Source organism: Armatimonadota bacterium, from assembly GCA_031459855.1.
Lineage (GTDB): Bacteria > Sysuimicrobiota > Sysuimicrobiia > Sysuimicrobiales > Humicultoraceae > Fervidifonticultor > Fervidifonticultor primus.
On the sequence record JAVKHP010000001.1, the window covers coordinates 2,565,177 to 2,579,209 of the forward strand.

Sequence of the window (14,033 nt, forward strand, 5' to 3'; positions counted from 1 at the left end):
GACGGCGATGCAGGTCCGCCTGACCGACGTCGTCAAGCGGTTCGGCCCGGTCGAGGCCATGGCCGGGGTGTCGGTGACCATCACCGACGGCGAGTTCTTCACCCTGCTGGGGCCCTCGGGTTGCGGCAAGACCACGACGCTGCGAGTCATCGCGGGCTTCTACGACCCCGACGCGGGGACCGTGCACTTCGACGACACCCTCATGAACGGCGTCCCGCCCGCCGAGCGCGGGATCGGCATCGTCTTCCAGAACTACGCGCTGTGGCCGCACATGACCGTCTACGAGAACGTGGCCTACGGCCTGCGTCTACGGCGCGTACCCCCCGACGAGATCCGCCGCCGGGTCGAGGCGACGCTCGAGCAGGTGGGGCTGCAGGGCCTGGGCGACCGCACGCCGGGCCAGCTCTCCGGGGGCCAGCAGCAGCGCGTGGCCGTGGCGCGGGCGCTGGTGTTGAACCCCCGGGTGCTGCTGCTCGACGAGCCGCTCTCCAACCTCGACGCCAAGGTGCGCGCCCGGCTGCGCAGCGAGATCCGCCGCCTGCAGCAGGAGCTGCGCATCACGACGATCTACGTCACCCACGACCAGGAAGAGGCCATGGTCCTCTCCGACCGCATCGCGGTCATGGACCGGGGCAGGATCCTCCAGATCGGGACGCCGGTGGACCTCTACGAGCGTCCGGCCAGCCTGTTCGTCGCCGACTTCATCGGGACCAACAACCTGGTCGCCGGCACCGTGACGGCGTCCCACGACGGCCAGGTCGTGGTGGAGACCCCGGCAGGCCCGCTCCGGGGGGTCGCGCGCGATGCGCTCCCCCCGGGCAGCCGCGCGGTGGTGGCGGTGCGCCCGGAGCACCTGGTCCTGGCGCGGGAAGCGCCGGGACCGCTGGACGTGACGCTGCGGGGTCGGGTGGTGCTCTCGCAGTACCTGGGCAACGTCGTGCGGTACGAGCTGGAGACGGGCGGGGGGATCGTGATGCTGGTCGACGTGCACGACCCGCGCCGCCACCGCCTCCTGGCCCCCGGGGCGGAGGTCACCGTGGGGTTTGCCGCTACCTCGGCGCTGGTCTTCCCGGAGGACCGACGGGCGTGAGCTCCCCGGCGGTCGACGTCGTCCCGCTGCCGGCCGCAGCCCGCCGCTGGCGCCTGCCGGCGGTGGTCTGGGTGGCGCCGATCTACGGCTTCCTGTTCCTCTTCATCGTCTTCCCCCTGTGGCGCCTGTTCGCCGACGCCGTCTCCACCGACGAGGGCCAGTGGACGGTGCGCTACCTGGTGGACTTCGCCCGCGACGCGTTCTACCAACGGGCGCTGCTCAACTCGGTGGTGGTCGCCGGCGGCACGGTGCTGGGCTGCGCCGTCATCGGCTTCCTGGCGGCGTTCCTGCTGGTGCGCTACGATTTCCCGGGCCGCGCGTTGTTCTCGTACCTGACGATGCTGCCCATCATCATGCCGCCCCTCGTGGGCATCATGGGGCTGGTCTTCATCCTCGGGCGGGCCGGCACCGTGAACGTGCTGTTGATGGACTACCTGGGGCTGCGGACCCCCGTGAACTTCATCTACGGCTGGCACGGGGTCCTGCTGGCCATGATCCTGCACTACTTCCCGCTGATCACGCTCAACGTGGTCGACGGCCTGAGCAAGGTCGACGCCTCGCTGGAGGAAGCCGCCGAGGCCGTCGGCGCCCGCGGTCTGCGCAAGGTCCTGGACATCACCATCCCGCTGGTCACCCCGGGGTTCATTTCGGGCGCCACGCTGGTCTTCATCCTGGCCTTCGCCGACTTCGCGACGCCGCTGGTGGTGGGCGTGCAGAACCTGATCGCCTCGCAGGCGTACCTCAACATCGTCCAGTTCGTCGACCGGCGGCTGTTCAAGATGGGCATCGTGATCGGCGCGCTGATGGCGGCCATGGCCATCGTCTTCCTGGTGGTGGCCCGCCGCATCGTGGCCATGCGGGAGTACGCCGTGGTCTCCTACCGGGCCGTCGAGCGTCGGCCGCTGGGCGGCCTGTGGCGGGTGGTGGTGCCGGCCTTCTTCACGGCCGTGCTGACCCTGGCCTTCCTGCCCTACCTGGGCGTGGCCCTGGCCGCGTTTGGCCGCGCGTGGTCGCTGACGCCGTTCCCCACGCGGTTCACGCTGGCCCACCTGGACGCCGTACTGCACCTGACGCCGATCTACGTCATCAACACCCTGCGCTGGAGCGTCCTGGCCGTGGCGATCATCCTGGCGGTGGGCGTGCCGCTGGGGTGGGTGCTGGCGCGGAGCACGGTGCCCGGGCGCGGGCTCATGGACGCCATCGTGACCCTGGTCCTCGCCCTCCCCGGCACGGCCATCGGCATCGCCTACATCCGCGCGTTTCACTTTCCCCTCCCGCTGGTGGGGCTGGTGCTGAGCCGCCTGTGGATCATCATGCCGCTGGTGCTGGCCGTGCGCCGCATGCCGTACACCGTGCGCGCCACGTTCGCGGCCCTGTTGAACCTCCACCGGTCCATGGAGGAAGCGGCCGCCAGCGTGGGCGCCTCCGGCCTGCGCACCTTCTTCGACGTCACCCTGCCCCTGATCTGGCGCGGTGTGCTGGCCGGCGCGCTCTTCTCGCTCATGTTCGCCCTGCAGGAGGCGGCGGCCACGATCCTGCTGTTCCTGCCGGGCTGGGAGACGATGACCGTCGGCATCTTCACGTTCTACACGTCGGGCACGATCGGACAGGCTGCCGCCCTGGGCTTCGTGCTGATCCTGCTGTGCGCGGCGACGCTGTACGCCGTCTACCGCCTGACGGGCGCGCGCATGGGCGGGCTGTTCGGCTCCGGCGGCGGATGAGATGCCCGAAGGGCTGGCGCGGCCGGCGCGCCTGTACGCCGGGTACGCGTTCGACCTCGACGGCACGCTCTACCTGGGCGAGACGGTCCTGCCCGGCGCCGTCGAGACCGTGGCCGCGGTGCGGCGGGCCGGTGCCCGCGTCGTGTTCCTCTCGAACAACCCGCTGCGCACCCGCGAGGAGTACGCGGCCAAGCTGACCCGGCTCGGCATCCCCGCGGCGCCCGAGGACGTGATCAACTCGTCCTACGTCCTGGTGCGCTACCTGTCGGCCACAGCGCCCGGGGCGTCCCTGCTCGTCATCGGCGAGCCATCGGTGCAGGCCGAGCTGCGCGTGGCGGGCTTCGCCCTCACCGAGGATCCCCGCCGGGCGGACTACGTCGTGGCCTGCTTCGACCGGACCTTCGACTACCGCAAGCTGAAGCTCGGGTTCGACGCGCTGCGCGCGGGCGCGCGCTTCATCGCCACCAACCGGGACGCCTACTGTCCCACCCCGGACGGCGGCCTGCCCGACTGCGGGGCGATCATCGCGGCGCTGGAGGCGTGCTCTGGCCGCCAGGTGGAGACCGTGGTCGGCAAGCCCTCGCCGATCACCGGGCGGGCGCTGCTCGAGCGCCTGGGCACAGCGCCCGCCGACGCCCTCATGGTGGGCGACCGCCTGGAGACCGACATCGCCCTGGGCGTCGCCGTGGGGATGGCCACCGCGCTGGTGCTGACCGGGGTGACCACGCGCGAGGCGGCGCTGGCCGCCTCGCCCCGGCCCGATTACATCCTCGAGAGCGTCGCCCAGGTGTTACCGGAGGCCCACGGGTGAGCCGGCCGCAGGTGATCGCGCACCGGGGCGCGTCGGCTCAGGCGCCCGAGAACACGCTGGCGGCCTTCCGGCGGGCGCTGGCGCTCGGAGTCGACGCGGTGGAACTCGACGTGCACCTGTCGGCCGACGGCGAGCCGGTCGTGCTGCACGACTCGATCGTCGACCGCACGACCGACGGCACCGGCCTGGTGCGGGACCTGGCGCTGGCGGCCCTGCGGCGTCTGGACGCGGGGCGCTGGTTCGGCGAGGCGTTCGCCGGCGAGCGCATCCCCACGCTGGCCGAGGCGCTCGACCTCCTGCGCGGGGTGCGCGTGATCGTCGAGATCAAGAACGGGCCGATCTACTACCCGACGATCGCGGAGCGGGTGGTGGCGGTGACGCGCGCAGTCGGCCACCCGGCGGTGACGATCTCGTCGTTCGACCACCCGGTGCTGCTGGAGGTCCGGCGCGCCGACCCCGCCGCGGATACGGCCGTGCTGTTCATGGGACGGCCGGTCGATCCCGTCGCGCTGGCGACCGCCGCGGGCGCCCGTCGGCTCCACGCGCACTGGATGTGGGTCACGGCGGACATGGTGGCCATGGCCCACCAGGCGGCCCTGGCCGTGGAGGTCTGGCCTGTCGACGACCCCGTCCACATGGCCCATGTCGCAGCGCTGGGCGTCGACGGCATCATCACCAGCTATCCCGACCGGCTCCAGGCGGTCCTCACCGGGCGGCGCGCCGACGTGCGCTGAGCGCCGGTCAGCCGGAGGCTGCAGGGAGGGGGGCTGTGGCGGTCAGCGCGGCCGTCTCGCGGTGGCGCAACGCCCGATACACCTCGAGCTGCCGGGCGAGTTCCGCCTCGTCCCAGGCCAGCTCGCGAGCCAGCAGCCGCGCCACCCCGGGAGCGGCCGCATCCGCCGCCTGCGCGTCCAGGACCGCCAGGCGCGTCCGCAGGTAGAGGCAGTCGGCCAGCCCCACCGCCTGCTCGGCACGGCACGCATAGACCACCTCTGCGGCCACATGCGGGAGACCGGGCGCAAGCGGCGCGGCCAGCGAGGGATCGGCGCGCACGAGGGCCGCGAGCTCGCGGGCCAGGCCCCCGTAGGTCTCCAGCACGTGTGCGCACACTGGCGCGGGCAGCCCCACCGCCTCGAGCGCGTCGCGCGCCTCGTCCAGGCCGTCAGCCCCGGCCAGGGGCAGCGTCGCCGTCTGGCAGGGCCGCGCGCCGCCCAGGCGGGCGGCCACCACGTTGACCGCATCCTCTGCCATCTTGCGGTAGGTCGTGAGCTTGCCGCCGGTGACCGTGACGAGCCCCCCGGGCGAGGTGACCACCACGTGGTCCCGCGAGAGCGCCGCAGTCGACCCGGCAGCAGCGCCGATCAGCGGCCGCACGCCGGCGTAAGTGGCGGTGATGTCGTCGTGCCTCAGCGGACGCACCAGGTAGCGGTTGGCGTGCTCGAGCAGGTAGGCCACCTCGGCCGCGGTCGCCACCGGCGCGGCCAGATCGCCGTCGTAGGGCTCGTCGGTGGTGCCCAGCACGAACCGGCCGGCCCACGGCACGATGAAACCCAGCCGGCCGTCGTCGGTTTCGGGAATGACGATGGCGTCGGTGGCGTCCACGGCCTCCGGACGCACCACGAGGTGGACGCCCTTGCTGTGGCGGATCCGGAAGGTCGGGGGCGCGTCCAGCGCGGCCACGCGCTCGGCCCAGATTCCCGTGGCGTTGACCACGGCGCGGGCCGGCACCTCGACCGTGCGGCCCGAGAGTCGGTCGAGCACCGCAGCCCCTCGGACCGTGCCGTGCTGCCGCACCAGCGCGGTGACCTCGGCGTAGTTCACCGTGATCGCGCCGTGGGCGCGGGCGGTGGCGAGCACCGCGTGCGTGAGCCGCACGTCGTCGGTGCGCGCGTCGTAGTAGCGCAGGGCCATCCGCAGGCCGGCCGTCCGCAGGCCGGGGGCCAGCCGGCGCAGCTCGTCGAGCGACAGGCGCCGGTGGCGCAGCTGCGGCGCGCGGGCGAAGAGATCGTAGACGGTCAGCCCCAGGCGCACGCCCAGGGGGGCGAACGGGCGCGCGAGCGCCGGCAGCCGCACGCCCAGCGGTCGGCGCGCCCCGGCGTACAGCGGCACGACGAACGCCAGCGGACGCACCAGGTGCGGGGCGAGGCGCAGCAGCCGCCCGCGCTCGACGAGCGCATCGCGCACCAGGCTGACGTGTCCCTGGGGGAGGTAGCGAATCCCGCCGTGCACCAGCCGCGTGGATCGGCTGCTGGTGCCGGCGGCGAAGTCCGCGCGCTCCACCAGGCCGACGCGGTAGCCGCGCGTGGCCGCGTCCAGGGCCACGCCCGCCCCCGTGATCCCGCCGCCGATCACGAGCACGTCGACCCCGGCCGCCAGCGCGCGAAATGCGTCGTCGCGCGATTGCCGCATCGCTGCACGTCACCCCTCTCGCTGACCTGGCACTCGCCACGCCCGTCCGTGCTCGTGGCGGTTGCCACTTCCACGGTACCACGGGAACGCGACGGCGCCATCGGGCGCGCAACGGACCCACGAGCGGTGGCCCGCCCCGGCCGCGCCGCCACCTCGCAGCGACGCAACGGCCGGTAGTGGTTGCTGCGTCCGGGACGGTCTGTTATCCTGCGAACGACGGCCGGGAGCAGGAGGCAGCGCGTGGAGATCGTGCTCGCCAGGCACCAGGGCTTCTGCGGCGGCGTGCGCCGGGCGGTCGAGATGTCCGAGGCCGCTGCGCGCGACACTGGTGGTCGGGCCCAGACGTGGGGCCCGCTGATCCACAATCCCCAAGTGGTGGGGAAGCTCGAGGCGCAGGGGCTGGCGGTCGTCGAGCGCCTGGACGACCTCGGCGGCGAGGCGTTCGTCGTGTCCGCCTACGGCGTGGAACACGCGGTACTGGACGCGGCGCGCGCGCGGGGCATGCGGATCGTGGACGCGACCTGTCCGGTGGTCATCCGGGCGCACTCGCTGGCCCACCGGCTGGTGGAGGAAGGCTACCAGCTCATCGTCGTCGGGGATCACGGGCATCCCGAGATGGTGACGCTGAAGGAGGCTCTGGGCGACAAGGTGACCGTCGTCCACACCCTGGAGGAAGCCCGGCAGGTCAAGCTACGCGGCAAGATCGGCGTCATGTCGCAGACGACCCAGTCCATGGAGAACTTTCGCGCCATCGTCGGCGACCTGGCGCTGCGCACCAAGGAGCTGAAGGTCCTCAACACGCTCTGCCCCGCCATCACCGTGCGCCAGGAGGAGGCCGAACGCCTGGTGGAAGAGGTGGACGCGCTGGTGGTGGTGGGCGGACACCACAGCAGCAACACCACGCGTCTGGCCGAGATCGGGCGCGCGCGGGGTGTGCCCACCTACCACATCGAGGTCGCCGACGAACTCGTCCCGGCGTGGTTCCACGGTCGGCGCAAGGTGGGCGTCATGTCGGGGGCCTCCACCCCCGAGTGGATCATCGCTCAGGTGATCCGCCGCCTCGAGGAGATCGGGGCGGCGCACGAGGAGGCCGCTGCCTCGCCGGTGCCGTGAGCGCCCGCGCCGGGCTGCCGGTCGTCGCCATCGTCGGCCGGCCCAACGTCGGGAAGTCCGCGCTGTTCAACCGCCTGATCGGCCGTCGCGTCGCCATCGTCGAGGACGTCCCGGGCGTCACCCGCGACCGCCTCTACGCGGAGACCGCGTGGCGCGGGCGGCGATTCGTCCTGGTCGATACCGGCGGGTTGATCTCCGACGCCACCGAGGGGCTCGCGGCCCGCATCCGCGCCCAGGCCACGCGGGCCGCTGCGGAGGCCGACGTGGTGCTTCTCGTGGTCGACGCCCACGACGGCCTGGTGCCCGAGGACCATGCTGTGGCCGAGGTGGTCCGCCGCGCGGGCGCGCCGGTGCTGGTCGTCGCCAACAAGGTGGACGGTCCCGCGCGCGACCCTGCGGTCGGCGAGTTCTTCGCCCTGGGGTTTGGGGACCCGCTGCCGGTCTCGGCGCTCCACGGGCGGGGGGTGGGCGACCTGCTGGATGCCGTGGTGGCGCTGCTCCCGCCGGCGCCCGCCGAGGCGCCCGCGGCCGCGGCGCCGCCGGCGGTGGCCATCGTCGGGCGGCCCAACGTCGGGAAGTCGTCGCTGGTCAACGCCATCCTGGGTGAGGAACGCGTGGTGGTGGACGCCGCCCCGGGCACCACCCGCGACGCCGTCGACACCGTGCTCGCCCGCGATGGGCAGCGCCTGGTGCTGATCGACACCGCGGGGTTAAGGCGACCCTCGCGCGTGCACGAGGCGGTCGAGGCGTACGGCGTCGCCCGGACGCGCCGGGCGATCGCGCGGGCCCAGGTGGCCGTGCTCGTGCTGGATGCCGCCGAGCCCGTGGCAGACCAGGACCAGCACATCGCGCGCCAGATCGCCGAGGCCGGGCGTGGGCTCGTCATCGCCCTCAACAAGTGGGACCTGGTGGCGGCGACACCCCGGCGGGACCCCCAGCGCGAACGGGCGGTGCGCCACGCGCTCCGGTTCGTGCCCTACGCGCCGCTGGTGGTGACCTCGGCCGTGCGCGGCTGGGGTATCGGGACGTTGCTGACCACCGTCGAGCAGGTGGCTGCCGCCTACCGCGCGCGCATTCCCACCGGCGTGCTGAACCGCATCGTGGGCGAGGCCGTCCGGCGCATGCAGCCGCCGGCCGACGCCGCAGGCCGCCGGCTGCGCATCTACTACGCCACGCAGCCCGAGTCCGCGCCGCCGCGCATCGTCCTGTTCGTCAACGAGCCCCAGCGGATGTCCGAGGCCTACCTGCGCTACCTCGAGCGCGCGATCCGCCAGGCGTATCCGCTGCCGGGCGTACCCCTGCACTTCGTCCTGCGGCGGCGCGGGGAGGCCCCGTAGCCGACGCGCCGGGCGGTGCATCGCCCCTCCCGGCAGGCGGCGAGGAGCCCGGCGCCCGACGACGAAGGGAACCACCGAGGCGAGATCCCCGGCCATGCCCGAACTGCCCGAGGTCGAAACCGCACGCCGCACGCTCGCCGCGCAGGTGGTGGGGCGACGCATCGTGGGGGTCGACGTGCGCCGCCCGGTGGCGCTCCGCACCCACCGGCCCGCCGAGGCTGCCCGCCTGCTGGTCGGACGCACGATTCGCGACGTGCAGCGCCGCGGCAAGGCGCTGCTGGTGACCCTCGACGAGGGCTGGACGCTCGTGTTCCACTACACCCTGTGGGGCGTGGTGGTCGTGCGCCCCACGCCCGCCAACGATGCCATGACCGCGATGGTCGTGGCGCTCGACGACGGGCGGGTGATCGAGTTCCGCGAGCTGCAGCTCAGCAGCCTGCACCTCGTGCCCACCGACGACCTCGCCCGCGTGTCGTTCCTGGCCGACCTGGGCGTCGACCCGCTCGATCCGGGGTTGACGTACCGCCGTTTCCGGGAGCTCACGGCGGGGCGGGGCACCGTGCGCAACCTCCTAACCGACCAGCGGCGCCTGGCCGGCATCGGGAACCTGTGGGTGCAGGAGATCCTGTTCGCCGCCGGCCTGCGCCCCACACGTACCGCCGCGTCCCTCGACGAGGCTGCCTGGCGGCGGCTCTTTCGGGCGGTGCGGACTGTGCTCGCCCGGGCCGTCCGCGCCGGCGGGGAGCCCGACTTCGTCGACGCCACGGGCCGAAAGGGCCGCGCGCGCCTGCACGTCTACGGGCGCGGTGGGCAGCCCTGCCGCGTGTGCGGGGCGCGCATCGTCGCCGCCCGCGCCGCCGGGCGTCCTGCGTTCTACTGTCCGCAGTGCCAGCGATGAGCGCGGACGTGTCCGCCGCCTGTGGCCAGACATGAGCCCCAAGATGCCCACCCCCGTCGAGATCGGCAGCGTGGTCGAGCGGACGTTCCGCGTCGTCTGGTCCGATGGCCACCGCGCCGAGTACACGTGGCGCACCCTGCGAATGCGCTGCCCCTGCGCGGCGTGCGCAGGCGAGTGGCGCCATCGGCCACCGCCGTTGACCGAGGCCGACGTCCCCGCCGACATCCGCGCCATGAGCGTCTCGAAGGTCGGCAACTACGCGCTGCGCTTCGTCTGGTCCGACGGCCACGACACCGGGCTGTACACGTATGCGAAGCTGCGGTACGAGCTGTGCGAGTGTGGCGACTGTCGGGCGGGGCGATCGCATGGGCTCTCGCCTACGCGGTGACTGCAGGTGAGGGATGCGAACGCGCGACTGTCCGGCCGTGCGGCCGGGGACGTGGTAGGCTCTCAGGACCTGTAGGCCACGACCGCCGCGCCCGTAGGCCCCGAGCGGGCGTCTGTGGTATACTCCGCGCAGAGACCTCGGGCCGTAGCGCAGCATGGTAGCGCGCCTGAATGGGGTTCAGGAGGTCGGCGGTTCAAGTCCGCCCGGCCCGACCAGAGGAAAGCCAGCTCCAGGGTGATGTTCATTTTGAATGATTATTCGGATGGAGGCCACCCTTCGCGATCATAGTGGTCGACGTACCACCGGACGTCTGATTTCGGTTGGTGATTAGCTGGCAGGGTGCGAAGGATTCGGGTGGCCATGTCTTCTGAGAGGCACCCCTGCTTGAAGCAGCGAAGGATTGCGACGGTGCGCGGATCTTTCCAGAATCCGGCCGGCTTCACTCTTTCGCCGGGCCTCGACTGCTCATAAGGCCAGTCCATTGTCTACACCTCCTTCGTCTCCTGCCCTGCGGGCTACCGTCGGGGCACACCCCCCGGTCCTCACGGTGGGCTCCCAGGAACGCCATGACCTCCTGCAGTCGCCAAAGGGCCTTAGAGCGGGCCGTGGCGGCTAGTCGCAACGTTTGGGTCGCTGGTTTCGCACCATCCGGAGAGAAACGTGGGCACCTCCGCGTCCACCACCATCCGTCACGTGATTGAAGAATGAAGAAGAACACCAACGCTTCCTCCGAACCTCGTTGCGCGTCCTCGACTCCGTCTCCGCGGGGGGTGCGACGACCATCACCTGCAGCAGATGGACGTCCTCGTGTGAGCCCGTACGTGACGCTGGCCCGCGACCTCCAGCGGGGGCGCACGGCTGAGGGATCTCGTGCGGGAGGGCCTGCTGGCCTCGGATCTCCGCCGTGCCTGGCTGGACGCGAGCGCCAGGATCTGCGATGGTCCCGTGATCCGCGCGTTGCGGGCTCGCCTCCCGTCCGGCGTCGCAGGTCTGACACTCAGTTCACCACCTCCGTCGCCACCGGCAGCCGCCACTCAGCCTCCACCGGCACGGGCGGGACCTCTGCGAGGGCCTGGTTCAGGGCCCGCAGCACGGACACCCCGTCTGCTTCCAGGGCCTGCCTGACGCGCTCCATGTCGGGATACGCCTGCACCGCCTCCCACCACACGGCCCGCCCCGCCAGGTAGCCGCGCGCGCCGGCGGCCAGCGCAGCCCGGAAGGCGGCCACGAACCGATCGCCGGGCATGCCGCCGCTCAGCAGCACCCAGGGCGCGGGCAGCAGCCGGGTGATCTCGCGCATGGCCTCGGTGAGGTCGGCCAGGCTGTAGAGCGTGCCACCCCACTCCCGCACGTGTGTTGGATCGCCCGGTAGCGCCAGCTTGTACAGGTCGACGCCGTACGTCGGCGCGGCGAAGGTGCGGGCGAGCTCCACCGACAGCTCCGGTAACGCCCGGGCGTACTCGTCGGCGGCCTGTCCGGGCAACGGGTAGGGAAGGAGCTCGAGCACGAACGGCCGATCGGCGACTCTGCACGCCTCGCCCACCTCGCGCACCAGCGCCTGCTGCGCGCGGGCCACGTCGGGCGGGGCCGCCGGGTGGGAGAAGACCAGCAGCTTGAGGGCCTCGGCGCCTGCGCGGACTGCCGTAGCGACGCTCCAGTTAGGGATCAGGCGGCTTCGGCGAAAGCCTGCGGGCGTGGTCTCCACCCGATGGTCCTCCAGCGTCAGCAGCAGGCCGACGCTGCGCGGCAACACGGGGAGCACGCGGTGGTAGCCGTAGGTCGGATCGACCAGGAGCCCGGTGACGTGGCCGGCCAGCACCTCGGCCAGCAAGCGCTTGAGGGCTCCCAGGGCGGCCCCGGGGGCGCCGGCAGCGGCGTCCGCGCCGCGCGTCACCAGGGGGAGCAGTTGCGCCCGCTGGTCGATGGCCAGGATGGCGTAGCGGCCCGCGCCGTCCGAGATGCGAGCGAGACCGCGGGCCTTGCCTGGTGTCGTGGGTGTCATGTCGATCCTCCGGTGCGGTTCCTCGGAGTTCCTACGCGTCAGGCCGGTTCTACCATAGCGCGCGCACGACAGCCTGTCACATGCGGGCCACAACGCGTTTGACTTGAAAGATCCACCACCCATTGGTGGGGGCGGGCAGGCGCCCTCGAGTCACGGCGGGAAACGACGCGTACGCCAGGATGCTCCGGAGAGCGATGAGGACGAAGGGAGGTAGCGCCTCGAGTCACAGGGCGGGAAACAACAAGTGTGCCGGGGGGTGTCGCTTGGCCCCGGGGGGCTTGGTCCCGGGTCGTATGGCCTCGGGTCGTATGACCCCGGGAGGACGTTGTGGTTGCGCGGCGACCCCGGGTCCGCTATGATAGGCCAAAGATTAGACATCATCTCATATCGTGAGACACAGGCTTCCATACCAATCCCGCCGGCGCGCTGCCGGGTGGCGCGCCAACGGCACCTCCAGCCTGGCCAAAGGGCTGGGGCTGCTCGACGCGTTCTCGCTGGAACGCCCCGGATTGACCCTGGCGGAGCTCACCGCCGCCTCGGGGCTGCCCCGCGCCACGGTCCACCGGCTGCTCAGCGCCCTCCGCGCCCTGGGCTACGTGCACTACGATCCGCCCACGCGGCAGTTCCGCCTGGGCTACAAGTTGCTCGAGCGAGGCTACCTGGTGGCGGAGCAGATCGAGCTGCGTCCCGTGGCGCGGCCGCACCTGGAACGGCTGCGCGACGAAACCGGGGAGACCGTCTCGCTCCAGGTGGTGGACGGCGACGAGGGCGTCTACGTCGAGAAGCTCGAGCCCCTTGCGGGATTTCGGCTGTGGACGCGGGTGGGGATGCGCCGGCCCCTCCACGCCGGCTGCTCGATGAAGGTGCTGCTGGCCCACCTGCCGCCTGAGCGGATCGACGCCATCCTGCAGCGCGGGCTGCCGCGCCTGACGCGGTTGACGATCACCAACCCCGACGCGCTGCGCCGCGACCTGGCCGCCATCCGGGCGCAGGGCTACAGCGTGACGTTCGGGGAGTCGCACGACGGGGTGCACGGCGTGGCGGCGCCGATCCGCGACCACACGGGCCGCGTGGTGGCCAGCGTCAGCGTGCTGGCGCCGGCGGCTCGCATTCCCAAGAGCCGCATCCCCGAGCTCATCGAGAAGGTGACCGACACCGCCCGGCGGATCTCTCGTGATCTCGGCTACGTAGGCCCTCCAGTCGTGGCTGGCGACGCCGGGAGGAAGGGGCGGGGCACCACACCGTGAGCGCGCTCGAAGCCTTCGGGGCCATCGACGTCCACGCGCACCTCGCGCCGCGGGACGCACTGGCGCGCCTGGGGTGGCTGCGGGTCGCCGATGGAGAGACAGCGGTGCGGGTGGGCGACCGCTGGCACGCCGTGCCCCGCGCGCTCGTGGACCCCGACGCCCTGCTCGAGGACGGTGCCGCGCGCGGGATCGGGGTGCGCGTGGTGAGCCTGCCGCCCTTCCTCCTGCGGCACGACCTTCCCCCGGACGACGGCGTGGCGTACAGCCGGGCGATGAACGACGGGCTGGCCCTCCTGGCCCGCGGGGCCGGCGGCCGTCTCCGGGTTCTCGCCACCGTGCCGCTGCAGGATCCCGCGGCCGCCGCCGCTGAGGCGCGGCGCGCGTGCGACGCGCTGGGCTGCGACGGCGTGGCGATTGCCGCCAGCGTCGCGGGCCGCGTGGAGCTCGACGATCCGGCCCTCGCGCCGTTCTGGGAGGCCTGCGAGCGGCTGAACGCGCTGGTCTTCCTCCACCCGCACGACGTCGCCGGCGCCGCCCGCATGCAGCGCTACCACCTGCGCAACCTGGTCGGGAATCCGACCGAGACCGCGCTTGGCGCGGCCCACCTGATCTTCGGTGGCGTGCTGGCGCGGTATCCGGGGCTGCGCGTGCTGCTGGCGCACGGGGGCGGCGCCCTGCCGTGGCTGCTGGGGCGGCTCGACCGCGGCTTCGCGGTGCGTCCCGAGTGTTCGGGCGCCGCGGTGCCGCCCAGCCAGCAGGCCCGACGGTTCTTCTACGACACGCTGGTCTTCAGCCCGCCGGCGTTGCGGGCGCTAGTGGAGTGGGTGGGGCCGGCCCAGGTGGTGCTGGGGACCGACGCCCCGTTCGACATGTCGGATCCGTATCCCGTGACGACGGTCGCGCAGGCGTTGGGCGACGCCGATGCTCGTCACGCCGTGCTGGCGGGCAACGCCGCCCGGCTGCTGACGTCGGCCCAGGGGGGCGGCCCGCCGCCCCCGGCGCCGTCCGCCTGAGACG

Annotated in this window: 12 protein-coding genes and 1 tRNA gene; 11 read left to right on the forward strand and 2 right to left on the reverse strand. The window is 72.6% G+C overall.

From position 1 onward, the window contains the following. Nucleotides 1-7: 7 nt before the first annotated feature. From QN157_11760 to QN157_11775, 4 genes are read left to right on the forward strand one after another with little or no spacing between them, the layout of a single operon-like run. Nucleotides 8-1,090: an ABC transporter ATP-binding protein gene (locus tag QN157_11760; GenBank protein ID MDR7556268.1), complete on the forward strand. Its 1,083-nt coding sequence runs from the start codon at nucleotides 8-10 to the stop codon at nucleotides 1,088-1,090. Then, nucleotides 1,087-2,811 (forward strand): iron ABC transporter permease, encoded by a 1,725-nt coding sequence (locus QN157_11765; GenBank protein MDR7556269.1) that lies wholly within the window; start codon nucleotides 1,087-1,089, stop codon nucleotides 2,809-2,811. The genes QN157_11760 and QN157_11765 overlap by 4 nt, the downstream gene beginning before the upstream one ends. A 1-nt stretch (nucleotide 2,812) precedes the next feature. Then, complete coding sequence (locus tag QN157_11770; protein MDR7556270.1) at nucleotides 2,813-3,622, forward strand: HAD-IIA family hydrolase; 810 nt, start codon at nucleotides 2,813-2,815, stop codon at nucleotides 3,620-3,622. Then, nucleotides 3,619-4,356, forward strand: a complete 738-nt coding sequence (locus QN157_11775) for a glycerophosphodiester phosphodiesterase family protein (protein ID MDR7556271.1) — start codon at nucleotides 3,619-3,621, stop codon at nucleotides 4,354-4,356. Before QN157_11770 ends, QN157_11775 begins: the two co-directional genes overlap by 4 nt. A gap of 7 nt (nucleotides 4,357-4,363) precedes the next feature. Here the strand turns inward: QN157_11775 and QN157_11780 are convergent, their stop codons facing one another. After that, nucleotides 4,364-6,031 carry a glycerol-3-phosphate dehydrogenase/oxidase gene (locus tag QN157_11780; protein ID MDR7556272.1) on the reverse strand — a complete coding sequence of 556 codons (1,668 nt, stop codon included), beginning with the start codon at nucleotides 6,029-6,031 and terminating at the stop codon, nucleotides 4,364-4,366. 240 nt (nucleotides 6,032-6,271) lie between these two features. On the opposite strand from QN157_11780, the gene ispH reads away from it, so the two are divergent. From ispH to QN157_11805, 5 genes are all read left to right on the forward strand, one after another. Beyond that, nucleotides 6,272-7,144 carry a 4-hydroxy-3-methylbut-2-enyl diphosphate reductase gene (gene ispH, locus QN157_11785; protein ID MDR7556273.1) on the forward strand — a complete coding sequence of 291 codons (873 nt, stop codon included), beginning with the start codon at nucleotides 6,272-6,274 and terminating at the stop codon, nucleotides 7,142-7,144. Continuing rightward, complete coding sequence (gene der, locus QN157_11790; GenBank protein MDR7556274.1) at nucleotides 7,141-8,481, forward strand: ribosome biogenesis GTPase Der; 1,341 nt, start codon at nucleotides 7,141-7,143, stop codon at nucleotides 8,479-8,481. The genes ispH and der overlap by 4 nt, the downstream gene beginning before the upstream one ends. A gap of 94 nt (nucleotides 8,482-8,575) precedes the next feature. Continuing rightward, a complete protein-coding gene (gene mutM / locus QN157_11795) occupies nucleotides 8,576-9,379 on the forward strand; it encodes a DNA-formamidopyrimidine glycosylase (protein ID MDR7556275.1) in 804 nt (267 codons plus the stop codon). Nucleotides 9,380-9,410: 31 nt separating this feature from the next. Continuing rightward, nucleotides 9,411-9,767, forward strand: a complete 357-nt coding sequence (locus QN157_11800; GenBank protein ID MDR7556276.1) for a DUF971 domain-containing protein — start codon at nucleotides 9,411-9,413, stop codon at nucleotides 9,765-9,767. A 138-nt stretch (nucleotides 9,768-9,905) separates the two neighbouring features. Beyond that, nucleotides 9,906-9,982 (forward strand) — tRNA-Pro (locus tag QN157_11805). 782 nt (nucleotides 9,983-10,764) lie between these two features. On the opposite strand, the gene QN157_11810 is transcribed toward QN157_11805, so the two are convergent. Next, a complete protein-coding gene (locus QN157_11810; GenBank protein MDR7556277.1) occupies nucleotides 10,765-11,769 on the reverse strand; it encodes a tagatose 1,6-diphosphate aldolase in 1,005 nt (334 codons plus the stop codon). A 389-nt stretch (nucleotides 11,770-12,158) separates the two neighbouring features. On the opposite strand from QN157_11810, the gene QN157_11815 reads away from it, so the two are divergent. Both QN157_11815 and QN157_11820 read left to right on the forward strand, forming a co-directional pair. Beyond that, entirely contained in the window at nucleotides 12,159-13,016 is an 858-nt protein-coding gene (locus tag QN157_11815; GenBank protein MDR7556278.1) for an IclR family transcriptional regulator, read from the forward strand. Then, nucleotides 13,013-14,029 (forward strand): amidohydrolase family protein, encoded by a 1,017-nt coding sequence (locus QN157_11820; GenBank protein ID MDR7556279.1) that lies wholly within the window; start codon nucleotides 13,013-13,015, stop codon nucleotides 14,027-14,029. Before QN157_11815 ends, QN157_11820 begins: the two co-directional genes overlap by 4 nt. The last annotated feature ends 4 nt before the right edge of the window (nucleotides 14,030-14,033 follow it).

Bases quoted from the DNA above. Each gene is read 5' to 3' on its own strand.
- QN157_11760 (MDR7556268.1), top strand. From the start codon at position 8: ATGCAGGTCCGCCTGACCGACGTCGTCAAGCGGTTCGGCCCGGTCGAG.
- QN157_11770 (MDR7556270.1), top strand. From the start codon at position 2,813: ATGCCCGAAGGGCTGGCGCGGCCGGCGCGCCTGTACGCCGGGTACGCG.
- QN157_11780 (MDR7556272.1), bottom strand. From the start codon at position 6,031: ATGCGGCAATCGCGCGACGACGCATTTCGCGCGCTGGCGGCCGGGGTC.
- mutM (MDR7556275.1), top strand. From the start codon at position 8,576: ATGCCCGAACTGCCCGAGGTCGAAACCGCACGCCGCACGCTCGCCGCG.
- QN157_11800 (MDR7556276.1), top strand. From the start codon at position 9,411: ATGAGCCCCAAGATGCCCACCCCCGTCGAGATCGGCAGCGTGGTCGAG.
- QN157_11810 (MDR7556277.1), bottom strand. From the start codon at position 11,769: ATGACACCCACGACACCAGGCAAGGCCCGCGGTCTCGCTCGCATCTCG.